The following is a 19,258-nucleotide window of genomic DNA, read 5'->3' on the forward strand; positions in this document are numbered from 1 at the left end:
TCGCCACCATGCCAGGTCCCGAGGGCTCTTGGACAGTCGGCGCCACGGGAGGGCCTCAGGCCTCCTGAGGACCGCGGGCGGCGGCGAGCAGTTCCTCGGCGTGCGCACGGCCCAGCTCGGAGTCCTCCAGTCCGGCCAGCATGCGGGAGAGTTCGCGCACCCGCTGCTCGTCGCTGAGGGTCTTGACCCCGCTTCGGGTGACGGTGCCGTCGACGGTCTTCTCCACCACCAGGTGGCGGTCCGCGAAAGCCGCGACCTGTGGCAGATGGGTGACCACCACGACCTGCGCGCTGCGGGCCAGCTTGGCCAGCCGGCGGCCGATCTCGACGGCCGCCTTGCCGCCGACGCCCGCGTCCACCTCGTCGAAGAGGTAGGTCGGCACCGGGTCCGCACCAGCGAAGACCACCTCGACGGCGAGCATCACCCGGGAGAGCTCGCCGCCGGAGGCACCCTTGGCGATCGGGCGCGGTGGCGCGCCCGGGTGCGGGGCGAGCAGCACCTCCACCTCGTCCACGCCGTGCGATCCGTAGGCGACGGTGCGCCCGTCCAGCTCCAGGCCCGCCGGGTCGTCGATCCGGCTCAGGTCGAAGGTGACCCTGGCGTGCGGCATGGCCAGTTCGGTCAGCTCGTCCGAGACCGCCTCGGCGAACCGGGCCGCGGCGGCCTGCCGGGCCGCGGAGACCTCGGCGGCCAGCACCGCCAGCGCGGCGCGCAGCTCGGCCTCCTCGGCGGCCAGCTCCTCGATCCGCTCGTCGTCGCCGTCCAGCTCGGCCAGCCGCAGCGCGCCCTGCTCCGCCCAGGCGACCACCTCGGCGGTGGTCCCCTCGGTGTCGCCGTACTTGCGGATCAGCTGGGCCAGCACCGCCCGGCGCTCCTCCACGGTGGCCAGCCGCATCGGGTCGGCGTCCAGGCCGTCGGCGTAGAGCGCGAGGTCGCCGGCCACGTCGGCGAAGAGGTAGCCGAGTTCGGCCAGCCGGTCGGCCAGCGCCGCCAGGCGCTCGTCATGGCCGCGCACGCCGTCCAGCGCCCGGCGCGCCTGGCCGAGCAGGGTGCCGGCGTCCAGCAGGTCGGGATCGGCCGGGTCGCCGGCCAGCGCGGCGTGCGCCAGCACGGCGGCCGAGGAGAGCGCGTCGGCGTGGCCCAGCCGCTCGGCCTCGGCGGCGAGCTCCAGCTCCTCGCCGGCCACCGGCTCGGCGGCGGCGATCTCCTCCAGGCCGAAGCGCAGCAGGTCGGCCTCCTGGGCCCGCTCGCGGGCCTGGGTGGTCAGCTCCGCGAGCAGCGTGCTGACCTCGCGCAGCCGCCGGTAGCCGCTCCGGTAGCGGGCCAGCGGCTCGGCCAGCGCGGCGCCGGCGTAGCGGTCCAGCGCACCGCGCTGGCGGGCCGGGCGCAGCAGGCGCTGCTGGTCGCTCTGGCCGTGCACCGCGATCAGGTCCTCACCCAGCTCGGTGAGCAGCCCCACCGGGACCGAGCGGCCGCCGAGGTGCGCGCGCGAGCGGCCCTCGGCCGACACGGTCCGGCTGATCAGCAGCGCGCCGTCGTCCAGCTCGGCGCCGGCCTCCAGCGCGCGGGCGGCCACCGGCGAGTCGGCGGCCAGCGTCAGGCGGCCCTCCACCACGGCCCGGTCGGCACCGTTGCGCACCAGCGCGGGGTCGGCGCGGCCGCCCAGCAGCAGACCGAGGCTGGTGACGACCATGGTCTTGCCCGCGCCGGTCTCACCGGTCACGACCGTGAAGCCGGGAGCCAGCTCCACCACCGCGTCGTCGATGACACCAAGATCCCGTATCCGCATCTCGTCCAACACGGAGACGACCTTACGAGACCGCGGCCCCGGCGCGCGACGAGCGGCGGTCTTGGGAGGCGAAGTTCATTCCTTCCGGGGCCGTGGCCGCGCACCTGTGCACCAGCGCAGGAAGAACTGCGCCAGCGGGCCGATCGACACCGCGTAGGCGACCGTACCCACCCCCGCGTTGCCGCCCATCAGCACTCCGACCAGCAGCACCGTCAGCTCCAGGCCGGTACGCAGCAGCCGCAGCGAGCGCCCGGTGCGCCGGTGCAGCCCGGTCATCAGCCCGTCGCGCGGGCCCGGGCCGAGTTCGGCGCCGATGTAGAGGCCGGTGGCCAGCCCGTTGAGCACGATCCCGGCGGCCAGCAGTGCGATCCGCGGCGCCAGCGCGTGCTGGGCGGGCAGCAGCGCCAGCGTGCGGTCCATCGCCACGCCCAGCACCAGCACGTTGGCCACGGTGCCGATGCCGGGGCGCTGGCGCAGCGGGATCCACAGCAGCAGCACGGCCGCGCCGGTGAGTACCACCACCGTGCCGATGCTCAGCCCCACCAGGCGGGCCACGCCCTGGTGGAACACGTCCCACGGGTCGAGCCCGAGGCTCGCGCGGTACATCAGGCCCATGCTGACGCCGTACAGGACCAGGCCGGCGAAGAGTTGCGGCAGACGGCGGCCGAGTGCTGCGGTGTCGCTCGGCAGGGCGAGGATCGCCATGAGGGCTCCTTGTCGTGGTGCTGGGCATCGGCCGCACACCGGCCGGGCGCTCTGCCATCATGGGAAGTCCACTTACCTGCTCGACAGGTCCAATTCGACTCAGGTGGACTGATCCGCGTGGCCGACTGGCAGAGCACCATCACCCCGCCCGCGCTCGCCCGGCTGCTGCGCGCCACCGGCCCGGCGCCCACCGCGGCGGACGCCCCGGCCCGCCGCCCCGCCTACCGGTCGCTGGCCGACCAGGTCCGGCGGCTGATCGGCGAGGGCCGGCTGCCGGTCGGCACCCGGATGCCCGCCGAACGCGAACTGGCCGCCGCCCTGGCACTGAGCCGCACCACCATCGCCACCGCCTACGAGACGCTGCGCAGCGAGGGCTACCTGCACAGCCGGCGCGGCGCGGGCAGCTGGACGGCCCTGCCGGCCGGCAGCACCCCGCCCACCGACGCACTGTTCCCGCTGCCGCCCGACGACTCCCACGGGCAGCTGATCGACCTGGGCGCCGCCTCCCCCGCGGCCCCGCAGCCCATGCTCGCCGAGGCCGCCGCCGGTGCCGCCGAGCTGCTGCCCGCCTATGCGCTGGGCCACGGCACCTACCCCACCGGCGTCCCGGTGCTGCGCGAGGTGGTGGCCCGGCGGTTCACCGAGCGCGGGCTGCCCACCACCCCCGACCAGATCCTGATCACCACCGGCGCGATGAGCGCGCTCCACCTGGTGCGGCGCTCCCTGCTGCGGCGCGGCGACCGGGTGGCCGTCGAGTCGCCCAGCTACGCGCACGTGCTGCGGGCGCTGCGGCAGGCCGAGGCCCGCCTGGTGCCGGTCCCGCAGCACCGGCCCGAGGGGCCCGAGCAGCTGCCGTGCTGGGACCTGACCGACTGGCACCGGGTGCTGCAAGGGGCGAGTCCGAAGCTGGTCTACCTGATCCCGGACTTCCACAACCCGACCGGTGCGCTGATCGGTGAGGACCAGCGCCGCCGACTGCTGGCCGCCGCGCGGACGGTGGGGAGCGTGGTGCTGGTGGACGAGACCATGGCCGAGCTGGGGTGGGGCACCGAGCAGCTGCCCCGGCCGATGGCCGCGCTGGACCGGGCCGCCCAGGTGGTGACCGTGGGTTCGGCCAGCAAGCTGCTCTGGGGCGGCCTGCGGGTCGGCTGGATCAGGGCCGCGCCGGCGCTGGTCCGCCGGCTGGCCGCCGACCGGATCCACACCGACGTCGGCACCCCCGTGCTGGACCAGCTGATCTGCGCGGACCTGCTGGGCGAGCGCTTCACCGAGGTCCGCGAACACCGGCTGGCGCAGCTGCGCGCGGACACCGCGGCGCTGCTGCCGGCGCTGCGCGAGTGGCTGCCGCAGTGGCGCTTCGCCGAGCCGGTCGGCGGCATGACGCTCTGGATCGACACCGCGGGCCTGTCCGGCGCGGCGCTCTCGCACGCCGGCGACCAGGCCGGGCTGCGGATCGCGGCAGGCTCGCAGTTCGGGGCGGACGGCGCCTTCGAGGGCTTCATCCGCGTCCCGCTGACCGTGCCCGCCCACAGCGCCGCCCAGGCCGCCGCACGGCTGGCGGCGGCGGCCCGGACGGCCGAGCGGGACTGGCGCGGCGCCCCACCGGTCACCACGCTGGCCGTCTGACGGCCGACCGGCCTCAGCAGCGCGAGCGGCCCCGCCAACCGGTCACCGGAAGCGCGAACTTGGCCACCAGGCGGTCGGTGAACGGCGCCTGGTGCAACCGGGCCAGCCGCACCGGCACCCGGCCGCGGCGCACCTCCACCCGGGCGCCGGCCGGCAGCTCGAAGGAGCGCCGCCCGTCGCACCAGAGCACACCGTGCGGCGTCTTCGGCTGCACCTCCACGGCCAGCACCGAGTTCGGCGAGGTGACCAGCGGCCGGGCGAACAGCGCGTGCGCGCTGATCGGCACCATCAGCAGCGCCTCGACCTCCGGCCAGACCACCGGGCCGCCACCGGAGAACGCGTAGGCGGTGGAGCCGGTGGGCGTGGAGAGCACCACGCCGTCGCAGCCGAAGGTGGACACCGGGCGGCCGTCCACCTCGGTGACCACCTCCAGCATCCGCTCCCGGGAGATCTTCTCCACCGAGGCCTCGTTCAGCGCCCAGTCCTCGTGCACCACGTCACCGTTGGTGCGGACCAGCACGTCGAGCGTCATCCGCTCCTCGACCTCGTAGGCCCCGTCCACCACCCGGTCGACCACCACCGCCAGATCGTCGCGCTCGGCCTCGGCCAGGAAGCCGACCCGGCCCAGGTTGATGCCGAGCATCGGCAGGCCGGTGTCGCGGGCCAGCTCGGCGCCGCGCAGCAGCGTGCCGTCGCCGCCCGCCACCAGGATCAGCTCACAGCCGTCGGCCGCACCGTGGCCGGACTGCACGGTCTCCACCCCGTCGGGAAGGTCGAGGTCGACCGCCTCTGCGGCGAGCAGTCTGATCCTGATTCCGGCCTTCAGCAGCCCCTCCACCAACTGCTCGACGCTGCGCAGCGCGGCCTCACGACCGGTGTGCGCGATCAGGAAGACCGTACGTCCCTCGCTCAATGCCCTCTCCCAACGTCCACCGGGTCATCTTTGGCCCTGGACCGGTCCCCCCGCTGTTGCGGCGCCGGCCTCGACGCACCTGTCCCGGCAGCCTAGCGGGGCCCCTCGGCCACGGCCCGGTCCGCCTCGGCCGGATCGAGCTGCGCAGCGTCACGGCGCAGCCACAGGAAGTACTCGACGTTACCGGACGGGCCCGGCAGCGGGCTGGCCGTCACGGCCCGCACACCCAGACCCAACTCCCAGGCCTGGCCCGCGACCTGACGGACCATCTCGGCCCGCAGCTGCGGGCTGCGGACCACCCCGCCGCTGCCGAGGCGCTCCTTGCCGATCTCGAACTGCGGCTTGACCATCAGGACCAGGTCGGCGTCGGGCGCCGCACAGGCCGCCAGTGCCGGGAGCACCAGGCCCAGCGAGATGAACGAGAGGTCGCCGACCACCAGGTCCACCGGCTCGCCGCCGATCAGCTCCAGGGTCAGCTCGCGCACATTGGTGCGGTCCATCACGGTCACCCGGTCGTCGCTCTGCAGCGACCAGGCGAGCTGGCCGTAGCCGACGTCCACCGCGAGCACCCCGGCCGCCCCCGCGCGCAGCAGCACGTCGGTGAAGCCGCCGGTGGAGGCGCCCGCGTCCAGCGCCCGGCGGCCCTCGACCACCAGGCCCTGCGGGACGAAGGCCGCGAACGCGCCGGCGAGCTTGTGGCCGCCGCGCGAGACGTAGTCGGGGTCGTTCTCGTCCTTCGCCACCACGACGGCCGCCGCGGTCTCCACCTGGGTGGCGGGCTTGGTCGCCGTCGCGCCGCCCACGCTCACCCGGCCGGCGGCGATCAGCTCACTGGCGTGCTCGCGCGAGCGGGCCAGATTGCGGCGGACGAGCTCTGCGTCGAGTCGGCGTCGTGCCACTGCCACGGGTGGTTCAGCTCCTAGCTGCTGTTGCGCTCGCCGTTGCTGTCGTCCAGCGAGGTGAGGATGGTACTGAGGCTCTGCTGGACATTTTCGTACACTGCGGCGTGCTCCGTGGTGGGGGCCCCGTCGAGGGCGGCCAGCGGCTCCAGCGCGGCGTCCACCTCAGGGTGGCCGGTGGGCTCGATCTCCACACCGAGCGGGGCGGGTTCGGGGGCCCACAGGGTGGGGAGCGGCGGGAGGTCGTCAGGGGCGGGCTGGGGCTCCGCGACGGCAGGCTGGGGGGCGGCGGGCTCAGTCATCGCTGTCGCCTGCCGGCTTCCTGGGGGTGGCCTTCTTCGTGGCGGTCTTCTTGGCAGCGGTCTTCTTTGTGGCCGTCTGCTTCGCGGCGGTCTTCTCCGCCACGGTCTTCTTGGCCGCGCTCTTCTTCGCGACCGTCGGCTTCGCGGCCGTCTTCTTCGCCGCCGTCTTCTTCACCGCCGGGGTCTTCGCCGCCGGGGTCTTCACCGCGGCCTTCGGCACCGTCCGCTTCCGGGGCGCCGTCGGCTCGGCCGCCGGCTCCGGCGGGATGTACCAGCCGGCCGCCCCGGTCTGCGCGTCGTCCCAGTCCGGCTCGGCGTCCAGGCCGGGCTCCGGCTCCAGGTCCGCCTCCGGCTGCCAGTCCGCCGCGAACAGCGACTCCGCCCGGCCCGGCCTCGGCGCCCCGGACGTCGACCCCGCCGACTCCTGCTGCGCCTGCTCGGTCGGCGCCGTGCCGCCGCCCGCACCGCTGCCCTGGCCGTCGCCGGCCAGATCGCGCAGCTTGCCCTCCAGGTAGGCCAGCACCACGCCCGCCTTCACCACTTGGTCGCCCAGCTTGCCGACCCGTTCGACCGCCTTCTCCGCCTCGGCCCGCGCCAGCCCGACGGCCAGGTCGAGCCCGCCCCGGCCGACCGTGACGACCTCCTGGGCGAGGGTCTCCAGCTTCTGCACGGCCGGCGGCAGCTGGGTGGTGACGGCCCGCTCGGCCCCCTCCACGTCCACCCCGGCCCGCTCCAGCAGCTCGACCGCCGTGCCCACCACGCGCTTGCCGGCCGCCTCCGCGAGCCCGGCGGCCAACTCCACATACCCCCGAAGCATCTGCCGCATCTCCCGGTGCCTCCTCGAGCCGTCCTGATCCCCGGAAGTGACGCTACCGTGTCCACCCGGCCGGGCGCGGCAGCAACCGGCGTCAGGAGCAACGCCCGCAGCGGGTACCGTGGCTCGAATACCCCTCAGCCGGAGCCGGGAGAATCCGATCATGGCCGACACCGACGCATGCCGCGCGGCGCTGGAGCAGCTCAGCCGGAACATGGCGCAGGCCGAAGGCAACGTCCGCAAGGCCGCCGCGCTGGACCGCTCGCTCAGCTGCTGGCTCACCGACCTCGATCTGACCTTCACCGGCATGCTGCGCGAGGGCCGGATCCAGGACCTCGTCCACGCACCCGGCGCACCGACCGAGAAGGCCGCGATCCGGCTGGCCATGACCAGCGACGACCTGGTGGCCCTGGTCGGCGGCCGGCTGAACTTCGCCGGCGCCTGGGCCGCAGGGCGGGTCAGGCTGGAGGCCGGCTTCCGCGACCTGCTGCGCCTGCGCGCCCTGCTCTGACCCGGCCCGGCGGCAGGGCGGCTCAGAACCCGAGCTCGGCCAGCACCTTGCGCCCGTCCAGCGGCTCCCCGCCACGGTCCAGCTCCGCCCACGCCGCCGCGCACAGTGCCCGCAGCCCGTCGTACCGCCCGTCCTGGGACCCCTGCGCCGCGCCGGCACCGCCCAGGCGCAGCTCGCCGTCCACCACGCGGGCGGACCGGCCACGGCACTCGAAGCCGCCGTCCGCCGCCGCCGTCACCGCCGGGTGCGGCTCCAGCAGCCCGCGCAGGTCGGCGGCCAGGTAGGTGGGCCGGTGCTGCCGCGGCGCGGCGAGCAGCTGGGCGGGGGTGCTGACCCCGGTGAAGACCAGCAGGCTGTCCACCCCGCCGTTGTAGGCACCCTCGATGTCGGTGTCCAGCCGGTCGCCGACCACCAGCGGGCGCTCGGCCCCCGTGCGCAGCACCGTCTCGCGGTGCATCGGCGGCAGCGGCTTGCCCGCCACCTCCGGCTCGGCCCCGGTCGCGGCCCGGACGGCGGCCACCAGCGTCCCGTTGCCCGGCGCCACCCCGCGCGCGGTGGGGATCGACATGTCGGTGTTGGACGCCACCCAGGGCAGGCCCGCAGCCACCGCGTAGGCGGCCTCGGCGAGGCGCTCCCAGCCCACCGAGGGGTCGAAGCCCTGCACCACGGCCGCCGGACCGTCGGCCAGCGACTCGACCGCCACCAGCCCCCGCTCGGCGAGCGCCTCCACCAGCCCCGGGCCGCCGACGACCAGCACCTTCGAGCCCGCCGGCACCTTCTCGGCGACGAGCCGGGCGGCGGCCTGGGCGGAGTTGATCACGTCGCTCGCCGCCGCCGGCACGCCCAGCTCGGTGAGGTGCTCGGCGACCACCCGGGGCGGACGCGAGGCGTTGTTGGTGACGTAGGCCAGCCGCATGCCGGCCGCCCGGGCCGCGTCCAGCGAGTCCACCGCGTGCTCGATCGCCGACGGGCCGGCGTAGACCACGCCGTCCAGGTCGAGCAGCGCCGTGTCGTAGGCCGCCATCAGCGGCTTGTCACTGTGGCCGGGAGCCTGCGGGTTCGTCATGCCTGATCTTCCCTATCGTCGGAATCGGTGGACCGGCCGCCCGACTGCGGCGGCAGGTAGCCCGGGGCGCCGGGCAGCAGCGGGCCGAAGGCGCCCGCCCGGGCCGCCAGGGTGGCCCTGCTCTGGCGCAGCGCCGCCTGGTAGTGCGCGACCTGCGGCTGCATCGCCACGGCCAGCGCCAGGTGTTCGACCGAGGTCTCGAAGTCGCCGAGTCTGGCGGCTGCGATCCCCCAGCCGAACTGAGCGTAGTCGTCGGACGGATCGGCCAGCGCCACCACCCGGAAGCTCTCCAGCGCCGCCCGGTAGGAGCCCACGTCGAACTGGGCCCTGGCCAGCGCCTCCCGGATGCTCCTGGAGGACGGCTCGGCCGCCGCCGCCCGCGCCAGCAGCTGCTCGGCCGCCGCCGGATGGCCCTCGGCCAGCAGCTGCTCGCCCCGGCGGAACCAGTCGTACACGTCACCCAGCGGGGTCCCGTCCGCGCTGCCGGTCACCGGCGGCTCGCCCGCTCCGCCCGCGGCCTGCTCCTGCCCACCACTCATGCTCGGCCTCACTTCTCTCGTCCTGCCACCGGCTCCCGCTCGTACGAACGATCGTGGGAGCCCGCACCATCTCGGAAACAACGCCGTTCTCGGATACCCTTCCCAGGTTTGATCACCGGTCACCTCACAGTGACGAGGCCACTGCGGATCCGGGAGGGGGCTTTCCGTTCCCGGCCACCACCGGGCCATCCGGCGGACCCGCGACGGAAACTAAGCTGTCAAGTCCGCAGGCGCCGACCACGGCGTGCACCACCCCTCGTACGACCCGTAGTCCGGCGTCCTGCTCCTCCGGTCCAACGGTCCGACCGAGACCCCACCCTCCCCGGCCCACCAGGCCGGAGCCCGACGGGAGAGATCTGATGAGTGCACCCAGTGCAGGAAGCGGCGCGACACCCCCGCACGGCGGCCCCGGCAACCCGGGACACGTCGCGGCCGCGGGCCTGTCCCTGTCGCCCTTCCGCGGGTTGCGGTACGTCCCCGAACGGGTCGGCACGCTGGCCGCCGTCACCTCCCCGCCCTACGACGTGGTCGACCCGCACCGGCGGCTCAGCCTGGAGACCGCCGACCCGCACAACGTGGTCCGCCTGATCCTCCCGCGCCCCGAACCCGACGACACCGGCGAGCGCCCCGACCGGGACACCCGCTACCGGCACGCCGCCCGGCTGCTGAAGCGCTGGCTCGGCGAGGGCGTGCTGGCGCCCGATCCGAAGCCGGCCCTCTACGTCTACGAGCAGCGCACCGCCGCCGACAGCCCCAGCGGGGAGCTGCTGCAGCGCGGGCTGATCGGCGCCCTGGCCGTCAGCGGCCGGGAGAGCGGGGTGGTGCTGCCGCACGAGGACGTGATGCCCCGGCCGGTCGCCGACCGGGTCGGCCTGATGCGCACCACCCGGGCCAACCTGGAGCCGCTGCTGCTCACCTACCGGGGCAAGGGCGGCGCGGCGGCCGTGATCGAGCGGACCGTGGAACGGGAACCGCTGCTCACCACCACCACCTCGGACGGCACCCGCCACCGCCTGTGGGCCGTCACCGACCGTGCCCAGCTGGCCGAGGTCACCCGTGATCTGGCCACCTGCCGTGCCCTGATCGCCGACGGGCACCACCGCTGGGAGATGTACCTGCGGCTCCAGCGCGAGCACCGCCACCTGCCGTTCAGCCCCTGGGACCGCGGCATGGTTCTGCTGGTGGACACCGCCCGCTACCCGCTGCGGGTGCGGGCGATCCACCGGGTGCTCTTCCGGCTGCCGCTCGAACGCGCGCTGGTGGCGCTGAACACGGCCGAGGACGGCTGGCAGCTGGAGAAGCTGTCCGGGGGCCTGAACGAAGCACTGGACGCCCTGGCGGCGGCCAAGCTGGCGGGCGGCAACGCCTTCGTGCTCACCGCCGGCGATTCGGTCTACCACCTGCTCACCGGCCCCGACGAGGCGCTGCTCAACGCCACCGTGCCCAAGGAGAAGCCCGAGGAGTGGCGGCACCTGGACGCCACCGTGCTGCACGCCACCCTGCTGGAGCACGTCTGGCAGGTCCCCGACGGCCCGGACGACATCGGCTACCTGCACGCGGCCGTGGCCGCCGAGCGGGAGGCGGCGAGAACCGGTGGCACCGCCGTCCTGCTGCACCCGGTGGACGAGGGCGTGGTGCGCCGGCTCGCCGAGCAGGGGGTCACCATGCCGCGCAAGTCCACCTCCTTCGGCCCCAAGCCCGCCACCGGGCTGGTGCTGCGGAGCCTCGAACTGGGCTGACCCGCCCGAGGAAGTAGCGAAAGGGAGGAGGCTCCTGCCCGGCCGGGCGGGAGCCTCCTCCCCTGTCACGCACTACTCACCGGCAACTGGTGCTCAGCGGTTGTCCTCGCGGTCACGCAGGGCGCGGGCGACCTCGGCCTCGTCGGCCTCTTCCATCTCCAGGTCGTCCTCGTCGTAGTACTCCTCGACGTCCTCGTCGTCCTCGAAGATGACCTCGTCCGTGCCCTCCTCGCGGTCGGTACGACGGCCGCGCGGCTCGGGGCGCTCGGCGGCCTCGGCCACCTCGTCCTCCTCGCCCTCGGCGGCCTCGTCCTCGAGCTCCGGGTCGAGGGTGTCGACGAACTCCAGCCCGTCGATCTCGGCCAGCCGCTCGGAGGCGTTGGTGGTGCCGTCCGGGTCGGCGTCGGCGGCCTTGGCGAACCAGTCGCGCGCCTCGTCCGCACGGTCGGCGGCGATCAGCGCCTCGGCGTAGGCGTAGCGCAGGCGGGCGGTCCACGGGTGCAGCGCGCTGGAGGCGAGCTCCGGGCTCTGCAGGGTGACCACGGCAGCCTCGAACTGGCCCAGGTCGGCGCGGGCACCGGCCGCGACCAGGCGCATCTCGACCTGGCCGGCCTTGTCCAGCTGCTTCACCTCGGGCTCGCCGGCCATCGCCAGCGCCCGCTCCGGACGGCCCAGACCGCGCTCGCAGTCGGCCATCACCGGCCAGAGGTCCGAGCGACCGGTCATCCGGCGCGCGGCGCGGAACTCGGTCAGCGCCTCGGAGTAGCGCTGCGTCATGTAGGCCGCGAAGCCCGCCGCCTCGCGCACCGACGGCACGCGGGAGGCCAGGCGGAGCGCCACGCGGGCGTACTTGTAGGCCTCCTCCGGCTCGCTGTCGAGCAGGCGGGCGACCATCACCAGGTTGCGCGCCACATCGTCGGCGAGCGTCTTGGGCAGGCTCAGCAGCTCCTGGCGCACGTCCCCGTCGATCTCCGTCCCGGTGACGTCCTCGGGGATGGCGAGGCGCTGCACCGGCTCCTGGTGGCCGCGACGGTCGTCGTAGCCACCACGGTCGCCGCCACGGTCGTCACGGCGCCCCTCGAACCGGCCACCACGGTCGCCGTAGGAACGGCCGCCGCGGTCCCCGCCACGGTCGCGGTCACCGGAGGGGCGGCCACCCTCGCGGCGGAAGCCGCCACGGTCGCCACCGCGGTCACGGTCACCGAACGAGGGGCGGTCGTCACGACGGAAGCCGCCACGGTCGCCGGTCGAGGGACGGTCGTCACGACGGAACCCACCACGGTCACCGGTCGAGGGACGGTCATCACGACGGAACCCACCACGGTCACCCGTGGACGGACGGTCATCACGACGGAAGCCGCCACGGTCGCCGGTCGAGGGACGGTCATCACGACGGAACCCACCACGGTCGCCACCGCGGTCACGGTCACCGTAGGACGGACGGTCATTGCGACGGAAGCCGCCACGGTCACCCGTGGACGGACGGTCGTCACGACGGAAGCCACCACGGTCGCCGGTCGAGGGACGGTCATCACGACGGAACCCACCACGGTCACCGGTCGAGGGACGGTCGTCACGACGGAACCCGCCACGGTCGCCACCGCGGTCACGGTCACCGTAGGACGGACGGTCGTCACGGCGGAAGCCGCCACGGTCACCCGTGGACGGACGGTCGTCACGACGGAACCCACCACGGTCACCGGTCGAGGGACGGTCGTCACGACGGAACCCACCACGGTCACCGGTCGAGGGACGGTCGTCACGACGGAAGCCGCCACGGTCGCCGGTCGAGGGACGGTCGTCACGACGGAACCCACCACGGTCGCCACCGCGGTCACGGTCACCGTAGGACGGGCGGTCGTCACGACGGAAGCCGCCACGGTCACCCGTGGACGGACGGTCGTCACGACGGAAGCCGCCACGGTCGCCGGTCGAGGGACGGTCGTCACGACGGAACCCACCACGGTCGCCACCGCGGTCACGGTCACCGAACGAGGGGCGGTCGTCACGACGGAAGCCGCCACGGTCACCCGTGGACGGACGGTCGTCACGACGGAACCCACCACGGTCACCGGTCGAGGGACGGTCGTCACGACGGAACCCACCACGGTCGCCACCGCGGTCACGGTCACCGTAGGACGGACGGTCGTCACGACGGAAGCCGCCACGGTCACCGGTCGAGGGACGGTCGTCACGACGGAACCCACCACGGTCACCACCGCGGTCCCCGCCACGGTCGCCACCGCGGTCGCGGTCACCGTAGGACGGACGGTCGTCGCGACGGAAGCCGCCACGGTCACCGGTGGAGGGACGGTCGTCGCGGCGCGGGCCACGGTCGTTCGACCAGCCACCGCGCGAGCGGGACTCGTGGCCTCGGCCATCGTCCGATCGACGGTCGGGGCGGTCCTGGGGCGGGTTCGACATCGCGGTGACTCCTTCTACATCATCAGCTTCGCCGCAGGTCGGGCAGGGGGATGCCCGACGCGGCACGATGCCGGCCGCTGGGCCAGGCACCTTCTTCATTGTCAAGCATCAGCAGCAGGCTCGCGCTGGGGGACAGCGGGCGGGCTGCGCGGGATCAAGTGGTTCGTGAAAAACAAAAAGGCCGTGGCCCCAGCTCATCGCTGGGGCCACGGCCTTTGAATAATTGTTCGGCGGCGTCCTACTCTCCCACAGGGTCCCCCCTGCAGTACCATCGGCGCTATGAGGCTTAGCTTCCGGGTTCGGAATGTAACCGGGCGTTTCCCTCATGCTATGACCACCGAAACCCTATTGGGTATTCAGCGAACACACTTTTCAGTTGATAAGTGTTTCTTTGTTTGCCGGAGTCGAAATAAATCGACCCAGTGGCAGAGCCGATAAATCGGCTCAGTGTTCGCCGGCGATAGCTGTTCGCTACCCGGGAACCACACAGTGAACGCGAGCGTCTGAGGACAAGCCCTCGGCCTATTAGTACCGGTCAGCTCCACCCCTTACAGGGCTTCCACATCCGGCCTATCAACCCAGTCGTCTACTGGGAGCCTTACCCTCTCAAGGAGGTGGGAGTGCTCATCTCGAAGCAGGCTTCCCGCTTAGATGCTTTCAGCGGTTATCCCTCCCGAACGTAGCCAACCAGCCATGCCCTTGGCAGGACAACTGGCACACCAGAGGTTCGTCCGTCCCGGTCCTCTCGTACTAGGGACAGCCCTTCTCAACACTCCTACGCGCACAGCGGATAGGGACCGAACTGTCTCACGACGTTCTAAACCCAGCTCGCGTACCGCTTTAATGGGCGAACAGCCCAACCCTTGGGACCTACTCCAGCCCCAGGATGCGACGAGCCGACATCGAGGTGCCAAACCATCCCGTCGATATGGACTCTTGGGGAAGATCAGCCTGTTATCCCCGGGGTACCTTTTATCCGTTGAGCGACGGCGCTTCCACAAGCCACCGCCGGATCACTAGTCCCTGCTTTCGCACCTGCTCGACCCGTCGGTCTCACAGTCAAGCTCCCTTGTGCACTTACACTCAACACCTGATTGCCAACCAGGCTGAGGGAACCTTTGGGCGCCTCCGTTACTCTTTAGGAGGCAACCGCCCCAGTTAAACTACCCACCAGACACTGTCCCTGATCCGGATCACGGACCCAGGTTAGACATCCAGCACGACCAGAGTGGTATTTCAACGTCGACTCCACAACAACTGGCGTTGCCGCTTCAAAGTCTCCCACCTATCCTACACAAGCCGAACCGAACACCAATATCAAGCTATAGTAAAGGTCCCGGGGTCTTTCCGTCCTGCTGCGCGAAACGAGCATCTTTACTCGTAATGCAATTTCACCGGGCCTATGGTTGAGACAGTCGAGAAGTCGTTACGCCATTCGTGCAGGTCGGAACTTACCCGACAAGGAATTTCGCTACCTTAGGATGGTTATAGTTACCACCGCCGTTTACTGGCGCTTAAGTTCTCAGCTTCGCCCCGACGAATCAGAGCTAACCGGTCCCCTTAACGTTCCAGCACCGGGCAGGCGTCAGTCCGTATACATCGCCTTACGGCTTCGCACGGACCTGTGTTTTTAGTAAACAGTCGCTTCTCGCTGGTCTCTGCGGCCGGCCCCAGCTCGGGCAGCAAGTGCCTCCACCAGTTCCGGCCCCCCTTCTCCCGAAGTTACGGGGGCATTTTGCCGAGTTCCTTAACCATAGTTCACCCGAACGCCTCGGTATTCTCTACCTGACCACCTGAGTCGGTTTGGGGTACGGGCCGCCATGAAACTCGCTAGAGGCTTTTCTCGACAGCATAGGATCATCCACTTCACCACAATCGGCTCGGCATCAGGTCTCAGCCTTAATGAGTGACGGATTTGCCTATCACTCGGCCTACACCCTTACCCCGGGACAACCACCGCCCGGGCTGGACTACCTTCCTGCGTCACCCCATCGCTCACCTAATACCCTGTTGGATCAGCGGCTCCACCACGTCCCATTGTCCGAAGACTCCGGGCCGGCTTCACGGCTTTAGCATTCAGAGGTTCAGCGTTGGCGCTTCAAAGCGGGTACGGGAATATCAACCCGTTGTCCATCGACTACGCCTGTCGGCCTCGCCTTAGGTCCCGACTTACCCTGGGCAGATCAGCTTGACCCAGGAACCCTTGGTCAATCGGCGCAAGAGTTTCCCACTCTTGTATCGCTACTCATGCCTGCATTCTCACTCGTATACCGTCCACGACTGGATTCCTCCGCCGCTTCACCCGGCACACGACGCTCCCCTACCCATCCACAGCGCCGTTGGGCGTATTCTGTGAATGACACGACTTCGGTGGTGTGCTTGAGCCCCGCTACATTGTCGGCGCGGAATCACTTGACCAGTGAGCTATTACGCACTCTTTCAAGGGTGGCTGCTTCTAAGCCAACCTCCTGGTTGTCTCTGCGACTCCACATCCTTTCCCACTTAGCACACGCTTAGGGACCTTAGTCGGTGTTCTGGGCTGTTTCCCTCTCGACCATGGAGCTTATCCCCCACAGTCTCACTGCCACGCTCTCACTTACCGGCATTCGGAGTTTGGCTAAGGTCAGTAACCCGGTAAGGCCCATCGCCTATCCAGTGCTCTACCTCCGGCAAGAAACACGTGACGCTGCACCTAAATGCATTTCGGGGAGAACCAGCTATCACGGAGTTTGATTGGCCTTTCACCCCTAACCACAGGTCATCCCCCAGGTTTTCAACCCTGGTGGGTTCGGTCCTCCACGCGGTCTTACCCGCGCTTCAACCTGCCCATGGCTAGATCACTCCGCTTCGGGTCTTGGGCATGCAACTCAACCGCCCTATTCGGACTCGCTTTCGCTACGGCTACCCCACACGGGTTAACCTCGCTACACACCGCAAACTCGCAGGCTCATTCTTCAAAAGGCACGCAGTCACGGCTGATCAGCAAGCTGACCAACGACGCTCCCACGGCTTGTAGGCACACGGTTTCAGGTACTATTTCACTCCGCTCCCGCGGTACTTTTCACCATTCCCTCACGGTACTATCCGCTATCGGTCACTAGGGAATATTTAGGCTTAGCGGGTGGTCCCGCCAGATTCACACGGAATTTCTCGGGCTCCGTGCTACTTGGGAGAAGCTCAAGTGAGCCGTACAAGTTTCGTCTACGGGGGTCTTACCCTCTACGCCGGACCTTTCGCATGTCCTTCGACTACCCATACGGTTTCTGACTCACCCGATCGCCGGCAGACGACCGAAGAACTTTCCCACGACCCCGAAGTGGCAACCCCTGCCGGGTCTCACACCACAACGGTTTAGCCTCATCCGGTTTCGCTCGCCACTACTCCCGGAATCACGGTTGTTTTCTCTTCCTGCGGGTACTGAGATGTTTCACTTCCCCGCGTTCCCTCCACATACCCTATGTGTTCAGGTATGGGTGACAGCCCATGACGACTGCCGGGTTTCCCCATTCGGACACCCCCGGATCAAAGCTCGGTTGACAGCTCCCCGGGGCCTATCGCGGCCTCCCACGTCCTTCATCGGTTCCTAGTGCCAAGGCATCCACCGTGCGCCCTTAAAAACTTGGCCACAGATGCTCGCGTCCACTGTGCAGTTCTCAAACAACGACCAGACACCCACCTACACAACCCGGCAAACACCAGGTCGGTCCGTGGGACCGGCACTGAGACAACGATTACTCGTTCCCTCAGGACCCAACAACGTGCCCGACACACCAGACTCAAGAACGCTTTCCACGCCGAAGCAGTACTCACGAACCATCACCCAGTGTGCCGAATAGTCAACGTTCCACCCATGAGCAACCGTGCGAGACATTCGCTCGCATCCGGCCATGTGCTCCTTAGAAAGGAGGTGATCCAGCCGCACCTTCCGGTACGGCTACCTTGTTACGACTTCGTCCCAATCGCTGGTCCCACCTTCGACGGCTCCCTCCCAAGGGTTAGGCCACCGGCTTCGGGTGTTACCGACTTTCGTGACGTGACGGGCGGTGTGTACAAGGCCCGGGAACGTATTCACCGCAGCATGCTGATCTGCGATTACTAGCAACTCCAACTTCATGGGGTCGAGTTGCAGACCCCAATCCGAACTGAGGCCGGCTTTTTGGGATTCGCTCCACCTCACGGTATCGCAGCCCTTTGTACCGACCATTGTAGCACGTGTGCAGCCCAAGACATAAGGGGCATGATGATTTGACGTCGTCCCCACCTTCCTCCGAGTTGACCCCGGCAGTCTCCTGTGAGTCCCCATCACCCCGAAAGGCATGCTGGCAACACAGAACAAGGGTTGCGCTCGTTGCGGGACTTAACCCAACATCTCACGACACGAGCTGACGACAACCATGCACCACCTGTATACCGACCACAAGGGGGCGACTATCTCTAGCCGTTTCCGGTATATGTCAAGCCTTGGTAAGGTTCTTCGCGTTGCGTCGAATTAAGCCACATGCTCCGCTGCTTGTGCGGGCCCCCGTCAATTCCTTTGAGTTTTAGCCTTGCGGCCGTACTCCCCAGGCGGGGAACTTAATGCGTTAGCTGCGGCACCGACGACGTGGAATGTCGCCAACACCTAGTTCCCAACGTTTACGGCGTGGACTACCAGGGTATCTAATCCTGTTCGCTCCCCACGCTTTCGCTCCTCAGCGTCAGTAATGGCCCAGAGATCCGCCTTCGCCACCGGTGTTCCTCCTGATATCTGCGCATTTCACCGCTACACCAGGAATTCCGATCTCCCCTACCACACTCTAGCCTGCCCGTATCGAATGCAGACCCGGGGTTAAGCCCCGGGCTTTCACATCCGACGCGACAGGCCGCCTACGAGCTCTTTACGCCCAATAATTCCGGACAACGCTCGCACCCTACGTATTACCGCGGCTGCTGGCACGTAGTTAGCCGGTGCTTCTTCTGCAGGTACCGTCACTTGCGCTTCTTCCCTGCTGAAAGAGGTTTACAACCCGAAGGCCGTCATCCCTCACGCGGCGTCGCTGCATCAGGCTTTCGCCCATTGTGCAATATTCCCCACTGCTGCCTCCCGTAGGAGTCTGGGCCGTGTCTCAGTCCCAGTGTGGCCGGTCGCCCTCTCAGGCCGGCTACCCGTCGTCGCCTTGGTAGGCCATTACCCCACCAACAAGCTGATAGGCCGCGGGCTCATCCTGCACCGCCGGAGCTTTCCACCAACCCCCATGCAGAGGAAGGTCGTATCCGGTATTAGACCCCGTTTCCAGGGCTTGTCCCAGAGTGCAGGGCAGATTGCCCACGTGTTACTCACCCGTTCGCCACTGATCCACCCCGAAGGGCTTCACCGTTCGACTTGCATGTGTTAAGCACGCCGCCAGCGTTCGTCCTGAGCCAGGATCAAACTCTCCGTGAATGTTTACCCGTAATCGGGTCGACACCCGCGTCGAGCGGCACGACAACCACCGGAATAGGGTGGCCTCGCGCACTGCGTCCTCGCTAGTGTTTTACTTCAAAAGGAATCTCCAACCCCAGTCCGAAGACCAAGGCCGGGGATGTCAACATATCTGGCGTTGACTTTTGGCACGCTGTTGAGTTCTCAAGGAACGGACGCTTCCTTTGCAGCCACTTCCGTGGCCCCTCCGGGCGCTTCGTTCTTTCGTGTTTCCAGCTTATCAGATCCGGCTCAGTGCCTTTTCCGACTTCCTGGCTGGCCAGGTCCGCCTTTTCCGCGGCGACCGCCACTTTACCGTATTTCCGGATCGGGTCCGGACCATGCTGAATCCCGGAGGAATAAGCGAGGTTTTAAATCGGCAAATCTGATGGTCGCTCCGGGTGGGTTCGGGCCGGCCTCTCGGCTGCCCCTTCCGTCCGTCCGGATCAGGCGACTCGGACAACACTAGGCCAGCTGGGCGGTCGCGTCAA

The 19,258-nt window shown here is 69.4% G+C and carries 12 protein-coding genes, 3 rRNA genes and 1 pseudogene; 3 read left to right on the forward strand and 13 right to left on the reverse strand.

The window, feature by feature from the left end; all coding sequences use genetic code 11:
* Nucleotides 1-55 precede the first annotated feature (55 nt).
* Together recN and yczE are read right to left on the reverse strand one after the other, a co-directional pair.
* Entirely contained in the window at nt 56-1,789 is a 1,734-nt protein-coding gene (gene recN, locus OG500_RS11585) for a DNA repair protein RecN (protein ID WP_329587509.1), read from the reverse strand.
* Between the two features lie 75 nt (nt 1,790-1,864).
* Nucleotides 1,865-2,494: a membrane protein YczE gene (gene yczE, locus OG500_RS11590; RefSeq protein WP_329579449.1), complete on the reverse strand. Its 630-nt coding sequence runs from the start codon at nt 2,492-2,494 to the stop codon at nt 1,865-1,867.
* A 117-nt stretch (nt 2,495-2,611) separates the two neighbouring features.
* Between yczE and yczR the strand changes: the two genes are divergently transcribed.
* Complete coding sequence (gene yczR, locus OG500_RS11595; RefSeq protein ID WP_329579452.1) at nt 2,612-4,120, forward strand: MocR-like transcription factor YczR; 1,509 nt, start codon at nt 2,612-2,614, stop codon at nt 4,118-4,120.
* A 13-nt stretch (nt 4,121-4,133) separates the two neighbouring features.
* Here yczR and OG500_RS11600 read toward each other — a convergent pair whose 3' ends face one another.
* The 4 genes from OG500_RS11600 to OG500_RS11615 all read right to left on the reverse strand — a co-directional run bounded on the left by OG500_RS11600 (nt 4,134) and on the right by OG500_RS11615 (nt 7,060).
* Nucleotides 4,134-5,033: an NAD kinase gene (locus OG500_RS11600; RefSeq protein WP_327066477.1), complete on the reverse strand. Its 900-nt coding sequence runs from the start codon at nt 5,031-5,033 to the stop codon at nt 4,134-4,136.
* A 92-nt stretch (nt 5,034-5,125) separates the two neighbouring features.
* On the reverse strand, nt 5,126-5,932 hold the full coding sequence (locus OG500_RS11605) for a TlyA family RNA methyltransferase (protein WP_327071516.1): 807 nt from the start codon (nt 5,930-5,932) through the stop codon (nt 5,126-5,128).
* Nucleotides 5,933-5,952: 20 nt separating this feature from the next.
* Nucleotides 5,953-6,234 (reverse strand): hypothetical protein, encoded by a 282-nt coding sequence (locus OG500_RS11610; protein ID WP_327066478.1) that lies wholly within the window; start codon nt 6,232-6,234, stop codon nt 5,953-5,955.
* A complete protein-coding gene (locus OG500_RS11615) occupies nt 6,227-7,060 on the reverse strand; it encodes a hypothetical protein (protein WP_329579456.1) in 834 nt (277 codons plus the stop codon). The genes OG500_RS11610 and OG500_RS11615 overlap by 8 nt, the downstream gene beginning before the upstream one ends.
* Nucleotides 7,061-7,211: 151 nt before the next feature.
* Between OG500_RS11615 and OG500_RS11620 the strand changes: the two genes are divergently transcribed.
* Complete coding sequence (locus OG500_RS11620) at nt 7,212-7,559, forward strand: sterol-binding protein (RefSeq protein ID WP_327066480.1); 348 nt, start codon at nt 7,212-7,214, stop codon at nt 7,557-7,559.
* Nucleotides 7,560-7,581: 22 nt separating this feature from the next.
* Here the strand turns inward: OG500_RS11620 and OG500_RS11625 are convergent, their stop codons facing one another.
* Together OG500_RS11625 and OG500_RS11630 are read right to left on the reverse strand one after the other, a co-directional pair.
* Nucleotides 7,582-8,625 (reverse strand): HAD-IIA family hydrolase, encoded by a 1,044-nt coding sequence (locus OG500_RS11625; protein WP_327066481.1) that lies wholly within the window; start codon nt 8,623-8,625, stop codon nt 7,582-7,584.
* Nucleotides 8,622-9,164: a tetratricopeptide repeat protein gene (locus tag OG500_RS11630; protein WP_329579461.1), complete on the reverse strand. Its 543-nt coding sequence runs from the start codon at nt 9,162-9,164 to the stop codon at nt 8,622-8,624. Before OG500_RS11630 ends, OG500_RS11625 begins: the two co-directional genes overlap by 4 nt.
* 359 nt (nt 9,165-9,523) lie before the next feature.
* Here OG500_RS11630 and OG500_RS11635 point away from each other — a divergent pair, with 359 nt between their 5' ends.
* A complete protein-coding gene (locus tag OG500_RS11635) occupies nt 9,524-10,903 on the forward strand; it encodes a DUF1015 domain-containing protein (protein ID WP_329579465.1) in 1,380 nt (459 codons plus the stop codon).
* A gap of 93 nt (nt 10,904-10,996) precedes the next feature.
* On the opposite strand, the gene OG500_RS11640 is transcribed toward OG500_RS11635, so the two are convergent.
* The 5 genes and pseudogenes from OG500_RS11640 to OG500_RS11660 all read right to left on the reverse strand — a co-directional run bounded on the left by OG500_RS11640 (nt 10,997) and on the right by OG500_RS11660 (nt 18,749).
* Nucleotides 10,997-11,914 carry a tetratricopeptide repeat protein gene (locus OG500_RS11640; protein ID WP_327071517.1) on the reverse strand — a complete coding sequence of 306 codons (918 nt, stop codon included), beginning with the start codon at nt 11,912-11,914 and terminating at the stop codon, nt 10,997-10,999.
* A 555-nt stretch (nt 11,915-12,469) separates the two neighbouring features.
* Nucleotides 12,470-12,931, reverse strand: a pseudogene (locus OG500_RS38165) (DEAD/DEAH box helicase); the annotation flags it as partial.
* Between the two features lie 621 nt (nt 12,932-13,552).
* Nucleotides 13,553-13,669: ribosomal RNA gene (gene rrf / locus OG500_RS11650) — 5S ribosomal RNA — on the reverse strand.
* A gap of 163 nt (nt 13,670-13,832) precedes the next feature.
* Nucleotides 13,833-16,952, reverse strand: a 23S ribosomal RNA gene (locus OG500_RS11655).
* A gap of 275 nt (nt 16,953-17,227) precedes the next feature.
* A 16S ribosomal RNA gene (locus OG500_RS11660) occupies nt 17,228-18,749 on the reverse strand.
* The 16S, 23S and 5S rRNA genes sit together here, the layout of an rRNA operon.
* Nucleotides 18,750-19,258 lie beyond the last annotated feature (509 nt).

Origin of the sequence: Kitasatospora sp. NBC_01250 (assembly GCF_036226465.1) — a bacterium.
GTDB lineage: Bacteria > Actinomycetota > Actinomycetes > Streptomycetales > Streptomycetaceae > Kitasatospora.

Coding starts and splice junctions, on each gene's coding strand:
- OG500_RS11630 (WP_329579461.1), bottom strand. CDS start 9,164: ATGAGTGGTGGGCAGGAGCAGGCCGCGGGCGGAGCGGGCGAGCCGCCG.
- yczE (WP_329579449.1), bottom strand. CDS start 2,494: ATGGCGATCCTCGCCCTGCCGAGCGACACCGCAGCACTCGGCCGCCGT.
- OG500_RS11635 (WP_329579465.1), top strand. CDS start 9,524: ATGAGTGCACCCAGTGCAGGAAGCGGCGCGACACCCCCGCACGGCGGC.
- recN (WP_329587509.1), bottom strand. CDS start 1,789: ATGCGGATACGGGATCTTGGTGTCATCGACGACGCGGTGGTGGAGCTG.
- OG500_RS11615 (WP_329579456.1), bottom strand. CDS start 7,060: ATGCGGCAGATGCTTCGGGGGTATGTGGAGTTGGCCGCCGGGCTCGCG.
- OG500_RS11610 (WP_327066478.1), bottom strand. CDS start 6,234: ATGACTGAGCCCGCCGCCCCCCAGCCTGCCGTCGCGGAGCCCCAGCCC.
- OG500_RS11620 (WP_327066480.1), top strand. CDS start 7,212: ATGGCCGACACCGACGCATGCCGCGCGGCGCTGGAGCAGCTCAGCCGG.
- OG500_RS11625 (WP_327066481.1), bottom strand. CDS start 8,625: ATGACGAACCCGCAGGCTCCCGGCCACAGTGACAAGCCGCTGATGGCG.